The 20,425-nt window shown below is 70.3% G+C and carries 19 protein-coding genes and 2 pseudogenes; 5 read left to right on the forward strand and 16 right to left on the reverse strand.

Translation table 11 applies throughout. From position 1 onward, the window contains the following. Positions 1–129: 129 nt before the first annotated feature. On the reverse strand, positions 130–819 hold the full coding sequence (locus tag ABD350_RS18830; RefSeq protein WP_344349311.1) for a TetR/AcrR family transcriptional regulator: 690 nt from the start codon (positions 817–819) through the stop codon (positions 130–132). A 240-nt stretch (positions 820–1,059) separates the two neighbouring features. Between ABD350_RS18830 and ABD350_RS18835 the strand changes: the two genes are divergently transcribed. Next, entirely contained in the window at positions 1,060–1,644 is a 585-nt protein-coding gene (locus ABD350_RS18835) for an isochorismatase family protein (RefSeq protein ID WP_344349312.1), read from the forward strand. Positions 1,645–1,745: 101 nt separating this feature from the next. Here the strand turns inward: ABD350_RS18835 and ABD350_RS18840 are convergent, their stop codons facing one another. The 8 genes and pseudogenes from ABD350_RS18840 to ABD350_RS18875 all read right to left on the reverse strand — a co-directional run bounded on the left by ABD350_RS18840 (position 1,746) and on the right by ABD350_RS18875 (position 10,547). Continuing rightward, positions 1,746–2,657 carry a pyridoxamine 5'-phosphate oxidase family protein gene (locus ABD350_RS18840; RefSeq protein ID WP_344349313.1) on the reverse strand — a complete coding sequence of 304 codons (912 nt, stop codon included), beginning with the start codon at positions 2,655–2,657 and terminating at the stop codon, positions 1,746–1,748. Between the two features lie 244 nt (positions 2,658–2,901). Beyond that, a complete protein-coding gene (locus ABD350_RS18845; RefSeq protein WP_344349447.1) occupies positions 2,902–4,053 on the reverse strand; it encodes a prephenate dehydrogenase in 1,152 nt (383 codons plus the stop codon). A gap of 146 nt (positions 4,054–4,199) precedes the next feature. Next, positions 4,200–4,418, reverse strand: a pseudogene (locus ABD350_RS18850) (3-deoxy-7-phosphoheptulonate synthase); the annotation flags it as partial. A gap of 13 nt (positions 4,419–4,431) precedes the next feature. After that, positions 4,432–5,304 carry a class II aldolase/adducin family protein gene (locus tag ABD350_RS18855; RefSeq protein WP_344349314.1) on the reverse strand — a complete coding sequence of 291 codons (873 nt, stop codon included), beginning with the start codon at positions 5,302–5,304 and terminating at the stop codon, positions 4,432–4,434. A gap of 39 nt (positions 5,305–5,343) precedes the next feature. Beyond that, complete coding sequence (locus ABD350_RS18860; protein WP_344349315.1) at positions 5,344–6,879, reverse strand: FAD/NAD(P)-binding protein; 1,536 nt, start codon at positions 6,877–6,879, stop codon at positions 5,344–5,346. A gap of 41 nt (positions 6,880–6,920) precedes the next feature. Next, complete coding sequence (locus ABD350_RS18865) at positions 6,921–7,535, reverse strand: flavin reductase family protein (protein ID WP_344349316.1); 615 nt, start codon at positions 7,533–7,535, stop codon at positions 6,921–6,923. A gap of 151 nt (positions 7,536–7,686) precedes the next feature. After that, positions 7,687–9,171, reverse strand: a complete 1,485-nt coding sequence (locus tag ABD350_RS18870; protein ID WP_344349317.1) for an MFS transporter — start codon at positions 9,169–9,171, stop codon at positions 7,687–7,689. A 170-nt stretch (positions 9,172–9,341) separates the two neighbouring features. Continuing rightward, positions 9,342–10,547, reverse strand: coding sequence for an acyl-CoA dehydrogenase family protein (locus ABD350_RS18875; protein WP_344349318.1), 1,206 nt, complete (start codon positions 10,545–10,547; stop codon positions 9,342–9,344). Positions 10,548–10,852: 305 nt separating this feature from the next. Here ABD350_RS18875 and ABD350_RS18880 point away from each other — a divergent pair, with 305 nt between their 5' ends. Continuing rightward, the gene (locus ABD350_RS18880; RefSeq protein ID WP_344349319.1) at positions 10,853–11,407 is read left to right on the forward strand and encodes a CGNR zinc finger domain-containing protein; all 555 of its coding nucleotides are present in this window, start codon (positions 10,853–10,855) and stop codon (positions 11,405–11,407) included. Between the two features lie 159 nt (positions 11,408–11,566). Here ABD350_RS18880 and ABD350_RS18885 read toward each other — a convergent pair whose 3' ends face one another. Genes ABD350_RS18885 through ABD350_RS18895 form a run of 3 tightly spaced genes read right to left on the reverse strand, consistent with a single transcriptional unit; the run spans position 11,567 to position 15,095 of the window. Then, complete coding sequence (locus ABD350_RS18885) at positions 11,567–13,339, reverse strand: AMP-binding protein (RefSeq protein ID WP_344349320.1); 1,773 nt, start codon at positions 13,337–13,339, stop codon at positions 11,567–11,569. Beyond that, positions 13,336–14,088, reverse strand: a complete 753-nt coding sequence (locus ABD350_RS18890; protein WP_344349321.1) for a class I SAM-dependent methyltransferase — start codon at positions 14,086–14,088, stop codon at positions 13,336–13,338. Before ABD350_RS18890 ends, ABD350_RS18885 begins: the two co-directional genes overlap by 4 nt. 56 nt (positions 14,089–14,144) lie before the next feature. Beyond that, a complete protein-coding gene (locus ABD350_RS18895) occupies positions 14,145–15,095 on the reverse strand; it encodes a helix-turn-helix domain-containing protein (RefSeq protein ID WP_344349322.1) in 951 nt (316 codons plus the stop codon). A gap of 587 nt (positions 15,096–15,682) precedes the next feature. Between ABD350_RS18895 and ABD350_RS18900 the strand changes: the two genes are divergently transcribed. Beyond that, positions 15,683–16,150: a hypothetical protein gene (locus ABD350_RS18900; RefSeq protein WP_344349324.1), complete on the forward strand. Its 468-nt coding sequence runs from the start codon at positions 15,683–15,685 to the stop codon at positions 16,148–16,150. 257 nt (positions 16,151–16,407) lie between these two features. On the opposite strand, the gene ABD350_RS18905 is transcribed toward ABD350_RS18900, so the two are convergent. Further along, positions 16,408–17,340 carry an NmrA/HSCARG family protein gene (locus tag ABD350_RS18905; protein ID WP_344349325.1) on the reverse strand — a complete coding sequence of 311 codons (933 nt, stop codon included), beginning with the start codon at positions 17,338–17,340 and terminating at the stop codon, positions 16,408–16,410. Positions 17,341–17,441: 101 nt separating this feature from the next. On the opposite strand from ABD350_RS18905, the gene ABD350_RS18910 reads away from it, so the two are divergent. Then, complete coding sequence (locus tag ABD350_RS18910; protein WP_344349326.1) at positions 17,442–18,065, forward strand: TetR/AcrR family transcriptional regulator; 624 nt, start codon at positions 17,442–17,444, stop codon at positions 18,063–18,065. Between the two features lie 68 nt (positions 18,066–18,133). Here ABD350_RS18910 and ABD350_RS18915 read toward each other — a convergent pair whose 3' ends face one another. Both ABD350_RS18915 and ABD350_RS18920 read right to left on the reverse strand, forming a co-directional pair. Next, positions 18,134–18,460, reverse strand: a complete 327-nt coding sequence (locus ABD350_RS18915; RefSeq protein WP_344349327.1) for an XF1762 family protein — start codon at positions 18,458–18,460, stop codon at positions 18,134–18,136. Next, a pseudogene (locus tag ABD350_RS18920) lies at positions 18,457–18,708 on the reverse strand (hypothetical protein); the annotation flags it as partial. The gene ABD350_RS18915 and the pseudogene ABD350_RS18920, both read right to left, overlap by 4 nt. 328 nt (positions 18,709–19,036) lie before the next feature. Between ABD350_RS18920 and ABD350_RS18925 the strand changes: the two are divergent. Then, entirely contained in the window at positions 19,037–19,249 is a 213-nt protein-coding gene (locus ABD350_RS18925; protein ID WP_344349448.1) for a hypothetical protein, read from the forward strand. A 40-nt stretch (positions 19,250–19,289) separates the two neighbouring features. Here ABD350_RS18925 and ABD350_RS18930 read toward each other — a convergent pair whose 3' ends face one another. Then, entirely contained in the window at positions 19,290–20,378 is a 1,089-nt protein-coding gene (locus ABD350_RS18930) for an alcohol dehydrogenase catalytic domain-containing protein (RefSeq protein ID WP_344349328.1), read from the reverse strand. Positions 20,379–20,425 lie beyond the last annotated feature (47 nt).

The following is a 20,425-nucleotide window of genomic DNA, read 5'->3' on the forward strand; positions in this document are numbered from 1 at the left end:
GTTTTTCGCGGATACCGGGCTTTCGGCTTTCGCGGGTGCCGGATCGGCTTTCGCGGGTACCGGGCTTTCGGCGGACGGTGCCCACCGGTTTCCCGGCCGGCGAGAACACGGCGGTGTTCGTTCGGGTGTTCACTCGTCGCGCGGGGAAGCGGGCCCTCGAAGTGCCTGGGACAGGCGGGCGATGGCATCGCTGCCGACGGGCGCCGTCCCGGTGAGGGTGCCGACCAGTGTCTGGGCGAGCACGATCCCGTCGGTGATCCTCGTGTCCTCGCGCTCGTCGCCCGTGACGGCGCCGATCACGGCGTCCCGTACGGAACGGGAGATCCCGGGGTCGCCGTAGAGCCCGGGAAAGGACAAGGCCATCAGGCACACGCCGACGTTGGCCGTCAGGATCGACTGGCCTGCCAGCTCCAGCGGTGTACGCAGTCGTCCGGCGGCGCGGCAGCGCTCCAAGGCCGACAGCAGCAGGGCCCTGGCCTCCTCGACCGCCGGCGGCTGGGAGTCCGGGGCCGGCGTGAACATCAGCCGGTACAGGTGAGGGTTGTCCAGGGCGAACGCGACGTGACTGTCCCAGGCCGTGCGCAGATCGGCCACCGGGTCGTCGGTCATCGGGTTGCGGCGCTTGTTCGCGAGGAAGCGCTCGAAGCCGATGCACGCGACCGCCGTGAGCAGCCCTTGTTTGTCGCCGAACTGGCGATAGATCTCGGGCATGCCGACCTTGGCCCGGTCACAGATGGCCCGGGTCGAGATGGCCAGTGCGTCCTTTGACGCGAGCAGTTCCTCGGTGGCGGCCAGGATGCGCTCTCGTGCCGTCGACATGCCTCGATGGTAACAGCTACGAAAGCGTTGCTAACGCCTTGGAGCTGCCCTTTTGTCATGCGGGACGCGGAGCTGGCGGGCCTTGTTTCATGGTGCTCACACATTGTGTTAGCGTTGATCACGTCCTGAGGGCCGTCGCGTTCGGTTCCCCTGTGCGACCGGCCCGTGGTGGCCGTCACGTCCAACGCCTCCGCAGCAGTGCGAGCGGCACAAGCTTTCTCGATCATTAGGTGGTTAGTCATGGCTACGACGACTCTGCGAGCACTCACCGGCGCCGACGAGACGCCCGCCTCGCTCGGCAACGCGACCCTCATCCTGGTCGACTACCAGAACGTCTACACCGGCGGCGTGATGGAGCTCGACGGCTGGAAGCCCGCGCTGGAAGCCGCCGCCGAACTGCTGGCCGCGGCCCGCCAGGCCGGCGCGAAGGTCATCCACGTCCAGGAGGCGGGCTACGACATCGAGTCCGAGGCCGGGCAGATCCACGAGAGCGTCGCGCCCATCGAGGGCGAGACCGTCGTCGTCAAGAACGTCCCGAACGGCTTCCACAACACCGACCTGGGCGAGCACGTCGACGCCGCCGGGAACGACGACGTCATCATCGCCGGGTTCATGACCAACATGTGTGTCCTCTTCACGGCGCAGGGCGCGTCCCTGCGGGGCAACCAGCCCACCGTCGTCGCCAACGCCTGCGCGACCCGGCCCCTGGAGACCATGCACGGGGGCGGCACGTCGCTGACCGCCCAGCAGATCCACGACGCCGCCCTCGCGACGATCACCGACCGCTACGGCATCGTCGTCCCCTCGCTCGCGGCGCTGAAGTAGTCCCTCGGCCTTCCGGCTCCGGCAGGGCGGCGGCTTCCCGTCCCGCCCCGCCGGAACTCCCCCCGCGGACCACATCGAGGGCCCGGCGGGGAGAGCGGAAGTCACCCCCGGGAAGCGGGTGGGTTGTAGGGCGAAGGACCGGCGTACGTCCAGCGCAGCGGCGACGCCCGGTCGATCCGGACGACCTTGTCGATGTCGAACGCCACCATGCGCAGGGCCCCCGGGACGCCGGCCCGCCGCGCCTCGTCCCAGACGATCTCGGCCTTGCCGGACAGGTGCAGGAAGTGACCCTGTGCCCAGTCCACGAAGAGCAGCCCGCACGCGGGGCTGAGGTGGAGATTGCCGAGCGTCATGTAGAAGGAGTTGCCGGAGTAGTCCGGCCAGACCAGGCGCCGGGGCCCGGTCACCGACACGAATCCGGGCTCCCCGCCGCGGTGCGAGGCGTCCGCTCCGTGTTCCGGCGCCCGGCTGGCGATGAAGAAGGTGTCCGCCGATTCGATCCACGCGCGCTGAGCGGCGTCGAGTCCGCCGGTGGTGCGGGGCGGACGCGGGGCGGTGGGCGGTCCGTCGGCCGCGGGCTCGCGCAGCTGCAGGTACTTGGGGCAGTTGCCGAGCACCTGCTCCGTCCGCACCCGAAGTCCGCCTCCGTGGCGCCGGGCCACTCCGTTGATCCTGACGCGGCCGGCGGTCCGGGGCTCGATGGCGAGAAGACCGATGTCACGGGCTGCGTCGAACGCGTTCTCCAGCGGGTCCCCGGGCACCGGCGCGGCGGCGATGCCGAGGGTGTGCCGGTCGACGGTCTCGATGAAGCCCGGGGCACCGAAGAGCATGGAGGCCCAGACGGAGCCGTGCGCGTCGGCGGCACCCATGACGATCATGCGCTGCCGCAGCAGGAAGGGGTCGAACCCCGGCGGGATCTCATCGCCGAACATGGGCGACCCCCAGCCCTCGTGGCCCTCGCCGGCCCGTCTCTGTACGGCCTGTTCGCCCTCGTGACGCGGCGTCTTGATCATGCGCTCTCCTCGTGTGGTGGTCCGCCGGCGACGGGCGGCCTGATCGTGACGTGGTCCCCCCTCCACTGGCGATGTGCGTCCGCGGCCGCGGGAGGGCCGGGAGCCTCTCCCGCGGCCGGCGACCGCACAGTAGTCCCGTGCGGGGGCGGAAACTCCGCCGCATACGCACGCCTTGTGTGACATCCGCGCCCGGACGGGCGCACCCCTGCTTGCGGGCGCGCTCCGCGTGACCACGCCGCGCGGGTCAGCTGCCCCGGATGACCGTCTCGGGTGCCGACAGAGCCGGTTCGGGCGTCCCCGGGGCCACCGGTGGCGTCTGGTGGACCGTCCAGCCGTGGTCGGCCAGGCGCTGCGCCAGACGTACCGAGGAAGCCGGGCCGACCAGCAGTTCCACCAGTCCGCTCCGGTCGGCCGGCGCATGGTCGATCGCAACTTCCTCGACGTTGACGCCGAGTTCCGCCACCGTGCCGAGCAACCGGGCCAGCTCGCCGGGCTGGTCACCGATCAGCACACGTACGGGGACGCCGTTCCGGGGCGTTCCGCCGTGTTTCCCGGGGACGCGACCGCGCCCCTTGATCCCGCGGCTGAGGAGATCGGCGACGTGCATCATGCCCTCCGCGCGCTCGTCGGCGTTGTCCGTGGCGAGACCGCGCAGGGCCGTCACCGCCACGGAGAGGTCCCGGGCCAGCTCGCTCAGCACATCGGCCACCGCGGCGGCGTTCGCGTCGAGGATGTCCCTCCACAGGTTCGCATCGCCCCCGGCGATGCGGATGACGTCCCGCAGTCCCTGTCCGGCGAGTCGGGCCGCGTCGTCCGGCAGGTGCTGGAGCCTGGCGGCCATCAGGGCGGCGACCACGTGCGGTGTGTGGGACACCAGCGCCACGGCCCGGTCGTGTGCCGCGCTGTCCATGACCACCGGGACGGCGCCGCACAGGGCCACCACCTCCAACGCCCGGTTCAGGGTCGCCGTCGTGGTGGCCGCGGTGGGGGTGAGCACCCAGGAGCGGCCCTCGAACAGGGTGGCCGTCGCGGCCAGCGGGCCGGACAGTTCGCGGCCGGCCATCGGGTGGCCGCCTATGTACGTGGAGGGTTCGGCGAGCGCGCACGCGTCCCGCTCCGGCCCGGCCTTGACGCTCGCCACGTCCATGTAGGAGTGGGCCAGGCGGCCGGCCTGCTGTACGGCCAGCACTTCCCCCACGCCGGCCGGCGGTACGGCGAGCAGCGCCATGTCCACCGGTGCCGGGGGCGGGCCGACCGTACCCGCGCCGAGGGCGGCGGCGGTCCGGGCCGCGGACTCGTCCACGTCCATCAGGTGCACACGCACCCCTTTGCCGGCGAGGGCGAGTGCGACGGAGGTACCGATCAGTCCGGTGCCCACGACCGCTGCCGTACGCATCATCGTCCTCCTCCTTGGCGGCCGGCGACACCCGGCATGTCCTTCGGGGGTTGCCGCGTGCCGTGGGCCGGTTGTCCCTCGCCACCGGGCTCCGGCCGGCTCGCGCCGCGCGTCGCACGGGTCGCCATGATGAGTTCCTCCTCCGTCGATTCGGCGCGGTCGCCGCCCCGCGGGAGGAACGCCTCGCCCCGGGCCACGGCGGTCATCCGCGTCCGCAGCCGGTCGCACTCACCGGCGAACAGCAGGGGCGGACGGCCGGCGAGGCCGGCCGGCACGGCCGGAGCGTCCCGGCCGGGCCGGTCGGGCTGCCGCGCGGCGGAGAGGTCCCGGCACGACGGCGCGGGCTCGCCGGTCCGCCCGGTCATGGCGTCCACGCCGTCAGTCCTCCTCAAGCAGGTCGGGCTGCTCGGCCACGATCTCGTCCCAGAGCAGCTGGAAGCTGAACCAGCCGAGCTGCTCGTCACCGAAGCCCTGGCCCGCCGCCACGGCCTGCTCGTGCGTGAACGTCTTCGGCGTCCCGGCCGCGAGGGCCAGCAGCTGGACCTGGGCGCAGCTGTCGTAGGTGAAGAACCAGTGGACGGCCTCGTCCAGTGAACCGCCGACGGTGATGAGCCCGTGGTGACGCAGGAGGATGGCACGGTTGTCACCCAGCTTCTCAGCGATGTCACGGCCCTGTTCGAGACTGACCGAGGGCCCCTCGTACTCCTCGTACAGCGTCTGGCGCCCGTAGAAGGCGGCGGACTCCTGGTCGATCGGCTCCAGCAGGCGGCCGATCGCCCCGAGCGCACGGGAGTGGGCGGTGTGTCCGTGGGCGGCGGCGGTCGCCCCCGGGTGCAGCTCGTGGATCTGTGAGTGGATCACGAACGCGCTGGGGTTCACCCGGTGCCTGCCGTGCACGACCCGGCCGGCCGCATCGACACGGATGAGATCGGCCACCCGCACGTGCTTGAAGGAGACACCGAAAGGGTTGACCCAGAAGTGGTCCGGGTGTTCCGGGTCCCGGACCGAGATGTGGCCCGAAATGCCCTCACCGAAACCGTACTTGCCGAACAGGCGCAGTGCGGCGGCGAGGCGCTGCTTGCGGTGGCGTCGTGCCTCCTCGGGTGTGGCGAAGTCCGGCTCGCCCGGGATCGGCAGCCCGGTCGCGGTGTCGGCGAGGTAGACCGCGCGGTCCCCGGTCGGCGCCGGACCGCCTGTCCCGGCCCCTTTCCAGGTGATGGTGTCGTCCGCTGTCCGCGGCACTGTGGTCATGACGAACTCCGTTCTGTGCAGGGTGTGTCGGCTCGCGTGTCAGGCAGGGAGCAGCGTGTCCTCGGTGCGGGACGCCCGCCGCGGCTCGGCGTGCTCCAGGACGGCCGCGACGATGTCCACCGCGCGGTCCACCAGCGAAGGGACCCCGAAGGTGAAGAAGAGCGACCCGGCCGCGATGGTGCCGAGACCGTACAGACGCGGGTCCGGTGTGCCGTCGGCCGTCAGGCGGCTCGTCGCCCGCTCGACGTGCAGGCCCCCGTGCGGGTGCGCGCTCGCCGCCCGTTCGCCGGTGAGGGAGGTCACCAGCGGCAGCGCACCGGCGGGGATCCGTCTCTCGGCGGCGTTCACCGCGTTGACCACCTGGTCCGCGCCCGAGACCGTCCCGTTGGACAGGGTGATGTCGAACCCTCCGCCTTCGCGCGGCGTGATCCGCCGCAGACCCGCCAGGATGTCCAGCCGGCCGGCGTCGACCAGGCCGAGCAGCGCCGCCGCGCTGCTCGGGGGCATCGGGCAGCACAGGCTCATGACGGCGCGGTACCGCGATCTCAGCACGTCGGCCCGGTCGCGCTCGCCGAGCACGGGCCACACGTCGGGGCCCACCTCGGGCACGGCGCGTTGCAGGATGCGGAGCCCGGGGTCGGGCGAGTCGACCGCGGCCAGCTGGCGACGCAGGCGGTCCACCGCGGGTTCGGCATCGAGGCGGGTGACCTCGGCGGCCAGCGCGTCCGGATCGGCGCCCGCGTCGACGAGTTCCCTTTCCACGATCCCGGCGAACTCGGCGAGGGAGAACACGCGTCCGCTACGGGCGAGGGAACGCATCCGCTCCCGGGTCAGGTACGTCGGCTCGAAGTCCAGGTGGCGCTGCCGTACGCCCGGAAGCACACCGCTGCGGGAGAGAAGGCTGATCCGGCCCCGATGCCCCTGGGCGGCCAGCGCCAGCACGATGTCGACGGCGGTGAGCCCGCTGCCCACCACCGCGACGTGCTGATCCGCCCCGATCGTGCGGAGGCGGTGCGAGACGGGGTACGGATCCGCCGTGAACCCGGGCGTCCCGGCCAGCCCGTACACGTCCTTGGGGCCGTCCCCGCCGACGCACAGGACGACGTAGTCGAAGGCGTGCGCACCGCCGTGCCGGGTGGTGAGCCGTACGCGGCCGACCTCGCGCCGGGCCGCTGTGACGGCGTCGCCGACGAGGTCCACGCGCCATCCCTGCCTGCGCAGCTCGGCCAGGCCGGCGTAGGCCGTCTGCTCCAGGTACTCGCCGTAGACGGTCCGCGGGGCGAACCGCGCACCGGAGTACGGGTCGACGGTGTAGCTGCCGTCGAGCACCCGCTCACGCGCCTCCAGCCAGCGTTCGAAGTGGTGCGGGTCGCCCGCGCGTACGGACATGTCGTCGGGTGTGGCGTTGACCTTCACGGTCTCGCTGTCGACCTGGTAGGCCCGCCCGCGCCAGAGGCTGGGGGAGGGTTCGAAGACCGTGATGCGGCCGGGCCCGCCCTTGGCGCCGGCCAGCGCGTCGACCAGGCAGACCGCCGAAGCACCGCCACCGACCACACCTATCGATATTCCTGTCATGAGTCAGAGTCACCTATCGATGCGAGGAACGCCGGTTCTCGTCACGCGTGGTCGCCGACGAGGCGATGAAATCCGCCGTGCAGGAATATGAGCGGCGAGCGGGACTCGCCCAGCCCGAGGCTCACCACTTCACCGATGACCAGGGTGTGGTCACCGGCCACGACATGCTGGTGATAACGGCATTCCATCCAGGCGACCGAGTCGAGGATCAGTGTCCCGGTGTTCTCGCCCGGCGTGGTGGGCAGGCTGCGCAGGGCCATCCTGCGTTCCTTGTCCGGACGGGCGAATATCCTGGCGAGATCCTCCGCTCCGCCGTCCAGGACGGAAACACCCCACACCCGGGAGTCCAGCATTTCCGTGAGGAAGGCGGAGTCGCTGCGCAGGCTGACCGAGACCAGCGGCGGAGCCAGCGAGACGGAGGTGAGCGAGTTGATCGTGACGGCGTTGTGCCGCCGTACGGACGGCCCGCCGGTGAAGGTGCTCACCACGCAGACACCCGTCGCGAAATTCCTCATGACGGAGCGCAGTTCGTCCTTCACCGCGATAACGGCCGGACTCGCGGCGGATACCTCACCCATCTTGTGTTCCCCTCCGGGGTGTCGGCTGTGCGCTTCATTCCGGTATTCCGAAAAGGCGGGACGGGAAAACCGGATCACGGAATCGACATTACCCGGCGCCCCTCTGTCGTATTTGCGGGGCCGCGCACCATCAATTGCCGGTACACGCCGTTCCGGTGCGCACAGGAAAAACCGCCGGCCCCCTCTACGGGGTTCCGGCGGTGTGGAAGGCGTCTTGTGTGCGTCCGGCCTAGCGGCCGGCCGCCGCCCGGCGGCGGGGCGACGCCTTCAGCGCGGCGACGAACGTGAGGACCATCGTCAGCAGGGAGATGCCGGTGACGACCCACAGGCCGTTGTGGTAGCCGGAGAGCGTACCGGCGCCCTCGCCGCTTCCGGTGTGCTCGACGGCCATGCTCGCCGTCACGATCGCCAGCACGACGGCCGCGCCGACCTGGTAGCCGGTCTGCAGCACACCGGCGGCCAGGCCCAGCTCGCTCTCGTCGACGCCGCTGGTCGCCTGGACGTTCGCCGCCGGGAAGGAGAACGGGAAGGCGATACCGATGAGCAGAATGCTCGGCAGGATCACCCAGAGGTACGAGGAGTCCCCGTCGATGCGCAGGAAGAGCAGGTACGACGCGGTGTAGGCGGCGAATCCGGCGAAGATCATCCACTGGATGCCGAACCGCGCGATCAGCTTCCCGGCCCGGGGCGCGATGGTCATGATGAGCAGCCCGATCGGCAGGAAGGCGAGCGCCATCTCCATCGGGGACCAGCCGCGCAGCGACTGCAGGTACAGGCCTCCGATGAACTGGAAGCTCATGTAGGTGCCGAGGATCGCGGCGGCCACCAGACTCGCTCCCAGCAGCGCCTTGTTGCGCAGCAGCCCGAGCCGCAGCAGGGGCTGGCAGGCCCGGCGCTCGATGGCCGCGAAGGCCAGCAGCAGGACCACGGCGGCGGCGAACACCAGGAGTGTCCGCGGCGCGAACCAGCCCGCCTCGGGGGCCTCGACGATGCTGTAGACGAGGAGCAGCATGGCACCGGTGACGGTGACCGCACCGGCCACGTCGAACTTCTCCCCGCCGCGTTCCTTTCGGACGTCCCGCGGTACCAGCACCATCGCTCCGGCCATCGCGACGACCGCCACGGCGACGGGCAGCAGGAACGTCCAGCGCCAGTTGATCTCGGTCAGGGTGCCGCCCACGATGACGCCGGTGGAGTACCCGACCGCGCCGCACGCCGTGTAGATGCCGACCGCCCGGTTGCGCTGAGCGCCGGCGGGGAAGGTGCCCATGATGATCGACAGGCTGGCCGGCGCGGTGAACGCGGCTCCGACGCCCATGACGAACCGGGCGGCGATCACCACGAGGCCCTCCTCCGTCACCCCGCCGACCAGCGAGCCGACGGCGAAGACCGCCACGCCGATGAGGAACATCCGGCGCCGGCCGAGCAGGTCGGCCATGCGCCCGCCGAGCAGGAGGAAGCCGCCGAAGCCGAGGACGTAGGAGCTGACGATCCACTGCACGGATTCCGTGGACATCCCGAGGTCGTCCTGGATCGGCGGCACCGCGATCCCGACCATGATGTTGTCGAGGGCGTCGAGGAAGAAGGCGGCACAGACGCTGACCAGCAGGCCCCACTCGCGCAGGCCCCATGACCCGGTGGCGCGGTCCGCGTCGCTCCGGTCCTCGACCATCGGCTCGACTTGTACTTCCTGCACTTCGCCGGGAGATGCCATGTCCTGATTCCTTAGTGAGATGCCGGTCGTGCCGGCCATTGCCGAGCCGGCCGATTCGTCTGGGTGCCGGCGCAGACCTCGGAGCGCCGACCGATGTCTTCCGATGTCGGCCGGTTCCTCCGGGCCGCCGGTCGTCGTGCCGTCACCCGGCCGCGGTCACCGCGGCCGGTTCAGCCCTTGAGTCCCAGCGGGAAGGGCGCCTGGGGTGTGCCGCCGAGCAGGTGTGCGCCGGCGGACTGGATGATCTGCTCCTGGGCCAGGATGTGCTGGCACATCGTGTGCAGGTCGCGCAGCCAGCGGTCGAGCGGCGACGTGCGGTAGATCGATGCCGTGCCCACCAGGTCCGACAGCCGCGAGACGATCGACCTGGCCGTGCGGAAGGCGTTGACGCGGGCGAGCGCCGAGGAGACCTGCTGGTCCGGCGTCGGCTCGATCCCGGAGGCCAGCCGGTCCCACAGCTCGTCGAGTGTGCCGTAGACCGCGTAGCGTGCCGCCGCGAGACGCATCTCGGCCTCACCGATGACCGTCTGGACCCGGTAACTGTCCGACCAGGGCGTGCCGGTGGCCCGTTCGACCCGCTCCGCGGCCAGCTCCCGCACGTGGTCCAGCGCGGCCCGCGCGACACCGAGCGGCACCCCGGGCACATTGCCGAGGAACGCGTCCGGGGCGGACAGGGGGCCGGTGCCGCGCGGGGTCGTGTAGTCGAAGGTCCACTCCTCGGGCACGAACAGGTCGGTGACCTCGTAGTCCATGCTGCCGCTGCCGGCGAGCCCGTGGGTGTGCCAGGTGTCCACCGTCTCCACGTCTTCCCGGCGGACCAGCATCAGCCGCCAGTTGACCGGTGCTCCGCCCGCCCCGGGCTCCGGCACGCCGTCGCTGTGTACGACACAGCCGCCCACGACCCAGTCGGCGTGGGTGACACCACTGCCGAAGGGCCAGCGGCCGGTGACGCGGTAACCGCCGGGGACGCGGTCGGCGCGACCGACCGGGAAGATCAGTCCGGCGGTGATCGCGTCCGGGTTGGCGAGCAGCTCCTTGACCACGGGCTCGTCGAGGTAGCCGGCGTAGATCCAGGTGTCCATGCCGATCATGGCGCACCACCCGGCCGCGGCGTCGCCGTAGGACAGCGCTTCGATCACCTCGGTCTGCTGCGAGAAGGTGAGCTCCGGTCCGCCCCACTCCTTGGGCATGCCGATACGGAAGACACCCGTGTCCCGTACGAGATCCACGGCGTCCTGGGGAAGCCGCCGGGTCCGGGCGATCTCCTCGGAGCGCTGGCGCAGCAGGGGAGCGGCCGCCTTGGCCCGGGCGAGGATCGTCTCGGCCGTGAACTCTTCCTGCCCGGCCGCCACTTGCGGCATCTGATAGGTCGTCATCAAGGCCTCCTGAGGCTGGCTTCGTGTTCGTGTCCGACGCGGACGCCATAGGCGATGCCACCCGCGTGTGCGCGCCGCCGGCTTCCCGTGACCCTCACGCTAGGGACGATGGCCCGGCGCCTGTCGCGCGAATGCGCACGTGTACTGGCACGTGCGCGTGTCTCTGCCGCCACGGCCCAGAAGCCCCCCGTCTGCTAACCGTTGAACGTCACTTTAGGGGTTAGCCGCATCATGCTGCAACCGGTGTCTTACGCTTGAGTGGTTAGAAATGGCGGAGGTGGAAGGGATGGAGAATGGATCGTGTGATGACGAGACCCGACCCGCGCCCCCTCGTCGGCGAGCCGCTCGCCCTCGACCTGCTGAACACCCGCTGGAAGACGGAGAACCAGGACCACGACCTGCTCGACTCGCTCGACGGGCTGCGCGTCTGGCTGTCCGGCCGGGGGCTGGCCGGCCGCTTCACCGCCGACGGCGCGACGCGTGACGCACTGCTGGACGCGCGCGCGGCGATCGCCGCCTGCGTCGACACCCCTGGCTCTCCCGCCGCGGCCGCGGCGCTGAACGACATCCTCGAACGGGGCCGCATCACGCCCCTGCTGACGGCTCAAGGCCCGGGCGAGCGCACGGAGTTCGAGGTGCCGTCGTGGGAACTCGCCTGGGCAGCCGCCCGCGACTACCTTCGGTTGCTCGACACCGCGCCCGACCGGATCCGCCAGTGCGCCCAGCCGGACTGCATCACCCATTTCCTCGACACCTCGCGCAACGGCACGCGCCGCTGGTGCTCCATGGCAGCGTGCGGGAACCGCGCCAAGGCCGCCAGGCATTACGCGCGCAGCCGCCACACCGCCGACCGTCCCTGAGCGCCTCGCCGTCGCGTGGGTGCTGGGGTCGGCGCGTTCCGGTCCGGCTCGACGAGTTACGGGGAGACACCCGTGGGGACCGGCAGAGGGCACCTCCGGCGAACCGGAGGTGCCCTCTGCCGTATGGCTTATGGCTTATGGCTTGTGTCTTACGGGGCGTCAGGACGTCGGCCGCGGCGAAGGGCCGGTCCGGCCGTGACCGCGCGCCGCTTCGAACCGTTCGCGCAACTGGGCGCGACGCAGCTTGCCGATACCCGTCTTGGGGATCTCTTCCCTGCCCACCGGCACGGCATGGGCCACCCGTACGCCGAGTGTCAGGGCCACCCGTTCGCGGACCCGGGCCGCCACCTCGGCGGCATCGAAGCCGGGCCGCGGGTGGAAGAAGACGGCCAGCTCCTCGGTCCCGCCCGCGCCGGTCACCTGGGAGGCGACCGTGTACGACGGGACGACCTCGCCCAGTTCCTCGACCCGGGCCTCGATCTCGTGGCCGTGATAGGTCACGTCACCGACCCGGATGACATCGTCGGCCCGCCCGGTCACGGTGAGGACGCCCTTTTCGACGTAGGCCAGGTCGCCCGTCCTGAACCAGCCGTCGGTGAACGACTGCCGGTTCTGCTCCTCGTTGCGGTGGTACCCCGCGGTGACGCTGGCACCGCTCACCTGGAGTCTGCCGAGCGTGCCGGTGGGCACGACCCGGTTGTGCTCGTCGACCACGCGCACCGCCGTTCCCGGCTGCGGCCGCCCTACCGGGACGTACCGGTCGTCACCCTCGTTGACGGCCCAGAACTCGCAGTCGGCGACGCCCGCCGACGTTTCCGACATGCCCCACCCCGGATACATCGCGTCCCGGGGCAGTCCGAAGGGAGCGAGCAGTCCCAGGAACCGGCGCACCACCTTGCCGCGGATGGCCTCCCCGCCGTTCATGATGTAGCGCAGGCAGCTCAGGTCCCAGGTCCGCTCGGTCAGCCGGTCCGCCTGGTCGTTGAGCAGGCCGAAGGCGAAGTTCGGCGCCCATGTCGTGTCCGCACGGTGCCGGCTGATCCCGTCGAGCCAGCGCAACGGATCACCGAGCACCCACTCGAACCTGGCGTGCACCTGGTGGCACCCGAGATAGACGTCCCGGGCGTGGAACATCACCAGGCCGCCCACGTGATCGAGCGGCATCCAGTTGAAGCTCCGGGTCGCCTGGCTCAGCCCGTTCGCCGCGACGGTGGCCGCCGTACGGCTCAGCACGTTCCGGTGGCTGAGCACCACGGCCTTCGGGACGCCCGTGCTGCCCGAGGTGAGCAGCAGCATGGCCGGGTCGTCCGGCTCGGCGCGGTGCCAGTCCCCGGCCGGCGCGTGGGACAGCAGCCGACGGGTGTCTCCGAGCCACGCACCGTGCCAGTCCGGATGGGCCGCGACGGCAGGGGTGATCTCCTGTCCGGCACCGGTGATCACCTTGGGCGTGCCGTACCCCTGCCACACCCGCTCCAGCAGGCCGGGCGCCGCCGCACGCTGGTCCGCCGTCGCTCCCGCGTTCACCGGCAGCGGGAGGTAACCGCCCAGGACACACGCCCAGAACGCGGACAGCAGCTCCGGGTCGTCGGCGATCTGCAGCACGATGGTGGCGCCGGGCTCGACACCCGCCGCGCGTATGCCGCCGAGCATCCGTGCGGCGCCGTCCAGCAGCCGGGAGTACGTCAGCACGGTCTCGGTGCCGTCCGAGCCGATGAAGCGGATGCCCTCGGAACTTCCGTGGGCGGCCGCCCGCACGAGAGTCTCACCGAGGTTCCGCGCCTGCGGGGAGAGGGCCGGGCCGCCGTCGAGGAAGGAACCGGGGCCGGGGGAGGAGCCCTCCTGGTTGCTGTCGGGGGAGGAGCCCCCGGGGTCGCTGTCGGGGGTGGAGCCCCTGCGGACGCTGTCGGGGGTGGAGAGGTCCGTGCTCGTCATGCCGTGAACTCCTCGGTCGGCGCCGCCACGATCACCAGCGGGCCGCGACCGTGCCCGGGCGCCGGCTCCTTGCGGAAGCCGCCGTACTCGGCCGTCACGGTGAAACCGGTCTCGGTCAGCAGTTCCCTGACCTCGGGGCCGGTGAGCACCGACTGGTCGAAGAAGTTGTCGTACATGGCCACCTGGCCGTCCGGGCCGCGCACCAACAGGGTCTCCTCGTTCCGCCAGTTCGCGGCGTGCGGGTTGACCGACTGGCGGGCGAGCCGCGTGATCAGCACACCCTCCGCTCGGTGATGGGCCACGGTGTGCGGTTGGTAGTTCTCCACGAAGTTGAGGAGGTGGCCGAACTCCAGAACCAGACGACCACCGGGTGAGAGGTGCTTCCGTGTCCTCTCCAGCAGCGGTCTCAGCTCCTGCCGGGGCAGGTAATTCAGCGTCATGAACAGGCTGTACACGAGATCGAACGGCGCGTCCGCGACGAACTCCTCCGCCTTGCCGTGCACATACGCGACGCCCGGTCCCCCGGCCTTCCTGGCGTAATCGATGAAGCTGGCGCTCTGGTCCACCCCTACGCAGGAGAAGCCGCGCGCGCCCAGCTCCCGCAGGTTGGTCCCCGTGCCGCAACCGAGGTCGAGGACGCGCCCTCCGGGGGCCACGAACGAGGCGAGGAACTCGGTTTCGGCAGCGAGGGGACGGAAGTCCCGGCGCATGATCTCGTAGTACTCACCAGGAAACTCGAAACTGCTCAACGCATTTCCTTTCACATGAGAATGGGTGCGTGCCGGTACGACGGACTGATGAAGCGTCAACCGGCCAGCGCGACCGGACGCATGGCCTTGCGGTACTCGCGCGGAGTGACGCCGTACCGGTCCCGGAAGAGACGACTGAAGTGGGAGGGGCCGTAGAATCCCGAACGCTCGCCGATCGCCGCGATGGAAAGATGATCGAGGGTGGGATCGGTCAGTTCCGATCTGCATCGCGCGAGTCTTTCGTCCCGTATCCAGCGGGCGGGACTGGTGTTGCGCTCCTGGAATACCTTCTGCAGATAACGCAGGGAGACATTGTGGTGCTGGGCCACGACCAGCGGGCTGAGATCCGGGTCGGAGAGCCGTTCACGTATAAATGCCTGGATGTTCATCATCAACGTCTGGCGTCCGGCTCCGCTATCGGCCGCCATCGCGCGAATGCGCTCCGCGAACAGGGCGGCGGCCAGGCTGGCGACGCTGCCGCCCAGCAACTCGATGGCCGTGTCCACCTCTTCTCCGTACCGCTCCAGGTCCGCGAGCAGATTGGACATCAGCGCGCCCAGGCCCTGCGACGCCTGCCACGGCCTGGCCGTGAGGGGACCCGTATCCTGCGGCGTCAGGCCGATCGAACGGTGCGGCAGCGACAGGGTCACCATGCGGAAGTTCTCCGACATGGCGATCTTGTATGGCCGTGAACTGTCGCAGCAGACCAGCCGGGAGGCGCACACCACGGAGTGCCTCCCGTCTTGCATCACCTGCATCTCACCGAGCAGGGGACGGCACACGCGCAGATACGTCTCCCCGTCGGCGTGTGTCAGCCGGTTCGTCCGGACCATGCGGCGCGCGCTCCCCTCCACGATGGAAACGCGCACTTCGCCGAAGCGTCTGCCGGTCGCCGCCGTGTCGAGATCGTCATGGAAACCGCGGACCGCCGGCGTGACGCCATGCGGAACGGCCGTTTCCGGTCGAGCGGCGAAATGGTGGGCTTCGGGCATGGTGATGTGCGGCATTGGCTTCCCCCCGTCTGCCTGAGATGCAGGGGGCTACCTGGGCATGGCGTTTTCGAGTGACCGCGTCATTGAGGCCGTTGCGGCACCAGGCTGTGCATCCTCTGCATCCATACGTTCGCGAGGATGTGAACACATGTGCGGGGCGGGTTTCCATGGTCATCAAAATTTTCGATGGCTGGCCGGGGTGAATGCCGCAAGGGGGCGTGATCCGGCCAGGACGCATGCGCGATCAGGCAATAGTCCGCGCCCATGGCGACTAAATTCGTGACTCCGGGAAGGGCGGGGAGGACGGAAGACGGCCGACGCCGCCGGCCGCTGCGCGCGCCGCGAGGCTGGGCGGAAGCATGCCCGCGCACCGGCCGGACGCCGGCCCTCCGTCGGCAGCGCCGCACGGTACCGGGCAGCAGACCCTCAGCTCCGGCTCAGAAAAGAGATCATCCGGTTGATGAGGTGAGGCCATGCCTGGTCCGTAGTGTCCAGGCGGCCAGCCGTACGCGCCGTGACCGAGGCGGGTACCTGAAGAGGGGGACACGCGTGAATCCCGGTATGGACATCACCGACCGGGCGCTCGGGCGCTCATGAGGGCGGTGCCTGCATGGCTACTCGGCATCGCTCTGGCCCCGTTGCTGTGCCTGACGGCCTGCACACCCGACGACGACCCGGCACCACCCGACCGCGCTGCCACCACGTCTCCTCGCGCAAGCACGGAACCCCCAGGGGAGAAGAACCTCACCGCGCAGGCACAGTCGGCACTCGACGCCGTCACCGAGCAGGACCGGTCCATGGTCGAGTCGGGAGTGGAACGCGTCTCCGACGGCGTACACACCCAGCCCGATCTCCCGGCGGGACATTCCTGCAAACTGACGGTCGTCTGCGCCGGTAAGGGAGCAGCACAGATCGTCTTCACCCCGAGCACGACCGCGGCGAAAAAGGCCGTACCCTGCGACGGCTCCGCCGTCTTCGAGCGCTTCACCAGCGGTAAGGGCGTGCGCATCGACGTCCAGGGTGGCGCCCGGGCAACCGGAACGATCGCCTGGCGGATCAACACGATCTGAGACACCAGCACAGGCTTCTCTTTTCTGCGCCTGGAAGAAGCCCAGCTTCTTCGGTGAGTACGACACGATGAGATGAGTTGTCGCACCGCACTCGGCCAGCACCGATGGTCCCGGTTTCTCATCTCAACGACAGGCTGCTGTACCGCGCCCCGTCCTGTGTGGCGGCAGTACGCCGCCGTCTCCGTGTCACAGAACGGCAGGCCGGCCCGTGGGTGCCCGCTGAATCCGGCATCGGTCCCGGCGGGCGCTGCCGAAGGTCACAGCGCCGGATGCCCATGGCCGGACACGGGTGTCAGCTGCTCGTTCGCCCACTCGGCGAAGGTGGTGATCGGGATGCCCAACTCCTGGGCGAATGCGGGCCGGGCGGGTTGGAGGACCATGTTGTTCCACTCGTGTCCGGCTCCCCACTTCGGCATGCCCGCGTCGAGGGCCTCTTGCAGACTCATGGAAGGCGCGCTCACGGGCACGCCCCAGGCGGCGGACAAGGTCTGCGCGATCTGTTCCATCGTGCGCAGGTCACCGGCCAGTTCCAGTTCCACCTGGTGGAACCGGTCGGGGTCCCGGAGGGCGTGCGCCGCGGCAGTGCCGATGTCCCGCACGGCCACCAGGGCCAGTTCGGTATCCGGTTTCAGGACCGTCAGCAGGCCGCCGCGGGGCCCCCGGGGCGCCAGCTGGGGCAGGTTCTCCATGAAGAAGGCGGGCTTGATCACCGTCCAGCGGGCAAAGCCCGCATCGCGTACCGCCTCCATGATCGCCTGCTTGGTGTGGAAGTAGTCGGCCATCGCCGCCCAGCGGCCTTCGGCCCAACCGGGGACCTGGGTGTGCTCACCGACTCCACTGGTCGAGGACTGCACGAACTGCCGCACTCCCTCGGCCTTCGCGGCATCCACCAGGTTGGTGGCCTGGGTGAGCTCGGCCGCGAAGTCCACACTGGTCTCGGTCATCGGCGGTATCTGCACGGAGAACACGGCGCGGACTCCCTCGACGGCCGGGCCGATGGTGGCCCGGTCGGAAAGGTCCGCTCGCACCAGCTCGGCGCCCAGCGCCTCGATCGCCCGCGCGGGCTTCGACCACGGATCGCGTACGAGTGCGCGTACGGGTACCCCTTCGGCCAGGAGTGCGCGAGCTGTGGCCCCGCCTTGCCGGCCGGTGGCTCCGGTGACCAGGACGGTATCGCTGTCGACGGGCATGGCCGCTGCTCCTCAGGCACCGGAGAAAGAAAACGGCGGGGCCCGCCGTTTTGTCTGCCGTTACGATATGGCGGGGCCCGCCGTTTAGCAATGGGGAGAACATGACCGGCCAACGCTCAGACGCCCGACGCAATTACCGGCTCATCCTCGCTGTCGCTGAAGCCGAGGTCGCAGCGCGCGGTGCCGAGGCATCCCAGGAGCGGATCGCCCGGACCGCAGGCGTCGGATCGGCGACCGTACGCCGCCACTTCCCCACCCGGCGGGCCCTCCTCGAAGCCGTCTTCCAGGAGCGCATCGAAGTTCTGTGCGCGCATGCCCACCGGCTGAGTGCGGCCGAGGACAGCCGCGCCGCTCTCTTGGAGTGGCTCCGCGCCCTCGTCGTCTATGCCGTCTCGGCCCGCGGGTTCGCCCACATCCTCAGTTATGAGCCCCCCACCGAAGAACCCTCCCCGCACTCCTGTGGCGAAAGAATCGAGGCGGCCGGAAGTCCCCTGCTCCAGCGAGCCATTCGCGACAAGGCGGTCGCACCGCATGTCACCTTCCACGACCTGCTGACCCTCGCAGTGGGCATCGCCCTGGCCACCGAGCATCACGAGGACCCCGTCACCCAGGCCGGCCGCCTCTTCCGCCTCGCTGTGGAAGGGCTCAGCCCCGAGCACGGCACCGCTGGGGTGCCCGGGAACTCCGGCTCTTCGGCACTGGTGACAGAAACGCCTGCCGAATGAGCGCGTGTGACAAGCGGGATGCCTGGTCGGTGACAACAAAGCTGCCTCGACTGGCCTTCTCCGCCGGCTCATCCGGCCTCGCCGGTGACAACTACCGAGCTTTGGATCACTCGGGCGGGGTGGGCGCACCGGTTCACGGGGCCTCCCACAGGAACCGGGCGATGTGGTCGTTGCCGTGAACCACCTTGGAAGTCACTCGCACTGCGAGCGACGTCAAGGTGACGGGCGACGGGCCGACCGACGATCGCCACGGCGCGCAGGGTGCCGGTGTCGTCGGCGGCGCCGACGGCGACGATCTGCCCGGCAGGGGGCGCGTGGTGGCGGTGCCAGGCGCGCATGAAGTCCTTGGCCTGACGGAAGCGGACCGGCACCAGGTGCAGCCGGGATGGGCTCATGCGGCCTGCCCGTAGTCGGCCTGTGCGGGGGTGTGCTCGGTGACGGCGCGGGCGGTGATGGCCTCGGAGGCGCGGGCGGAGGCGGCGGCCAGTTCACCGGCGCCGGGCTCGGCGTACCAGGGGCGTAGGTCGAGCATGGCGGCGCGCATGCCGGTGGCGAAGAGCAGGGCGGTGCCCTTGGGCAGGGAACGGATGGCGTCGACGGGCAGGATCCGCTCCTGCCACAGGCTGACGGAGGTCGACTTCGGCTGCTGCGTCAAGTTCCTCGCAGAGGCACATGATCACGCGAACCGTCCGATCGAAGACTCGACGCGGCGGTGGGATGAGGGCGAGGGCGCGGCAGCATGAGCGTTGGACTTGGCGAGCGCCTGACCAGGCCTTCCCTGGTCAGGTCCCTTTTCATTGCGTCTAAAAGAAGCCCAGCCTCTTCGGTGAGTACGACACCAGGAGGCTCTTGGTCTGCCGGTGGTACACCTGCGTGTGCCGGGCAGAGGTAACCTCCGCATGCGTGGGGACCACCAAGTCCCCGATCCGGTCCAGGTGCCCCGTTCAGGCCCCCCGCCGGCAAGAAGGACGGTGCTCGGCCTGTTCTTTATGGTCCGAGCCGCCTTGAGAGAGCAGTGGGACCTCATCGAGCCGGTGATCACCGAGTGGAAGGACCGGCACCGTTCGGTCAGCGGCCATCAGGGCGCCTACGAGATGCGGGAGATCCAGGAAGCAATAACCGGCCGAGCCCCGATTGGCTTCGTTCACGTCAAACAGCAGCAGTATGGCCGCCTGTGCTCGTAAGAATGGCGGTCGTGCGGGTGGTGGGGATCAGTGGGTCTTGTCAGCGGGCTGACGGGGTGAGGCTGGTGCGGTCGAACGGGCCGCCGTGCGCGGCGGCGTACGTGATGGCGTCATTGACGGCATCGAGGCCGAACGACCGTACCCGTTCGGGGGTGAGATCCACAGTGCCCGAGGCGAGGAGCCGGATGATGCCGACATTGGCTGGGCGCGGGTACATCCACTGCCCGCGCACGGTGACCGAGTTGCGCATGATCCACGGGTACGGGAGTGCGAGGTCGTCGCCACCGAGCATGCCGACACCGCCCATGAGGACGACGCGGCCGTACTCGCGCACGGTCATGGCCGCCGCACGCGAGGCCGAGCTGGGTGCGCCCGGCGGGAGCAGGTCGATCACCATGTCGATGGGGCCGTCGGCCGCCGCGGACATCGCCGCGCGGTCGGTGGCCTCGTCCCCGGTCAGCGGGACCGGGCGCAGACGCGGGCCGAACCGGTCGGCGAGCAGGTCGAGCGCGGACTTGTTGCGGCCGGGGGCGACCACGCGGCCCGCGCCCATCACGAACGCGACCGCGACCGCGCTGCTGCCGAGGTTGCCGGTGGCCCCGCTGACGAGCAGGGTCTCGCCGGCCGCGAGCCCGCCTGCCAGCAGCCCGCCGTAGGAGATGGTGTGCACGGTGAGCGCGGCCCAGCGGGCCGGATCCTCCCCGGCCGCGGCGGGCAGCGGGAAGACGTTCTCCGTCGGGACCCGCATGAGCTCGGCGAAAGCGCCGTCGTGCAGGTATTCGGCGAGCCGCGCACCGCCCTGGCCACGCGAACTCCAGCCCTGGAGCGTGATGTCGGGCGTCAGGGCATCGTCCCGCGAGCGCACCGTCGAGTCGCACCACACCAGATCGCCGGCCTGCAGCCGGGTGGCGTCCGGGCCGACGTGGAGGATCCGCCCCACCGCGCCGACACCGGGTACGACAGGGGGGACAAGGGGGTACTTCCGCTTGCCGCTGAAGACGTCGGCCGCGTAGGGCGCCACGTTGGCGGCGAGGACCTCGACCACCACCTCACCGCCCCCGGCCTCGGGGTCCGGTACCTCCCGCACCGCGAGTGGGGCGCCGAACCGCGTCAGAACTGCTGCTCGCACGTGATGACCTCCGTGTTGTCCGTACGTTGAGATCGACACTAGAAGCG

The organism is Streptomyces nogalater (assembly GCF_039532885.1).
Lineage (GTDB): Bacteria > Actinomycetota > Actinomycetes > Streptomycetales > Streptomycetaceae > Streptomyces > Streptomyces nogalater.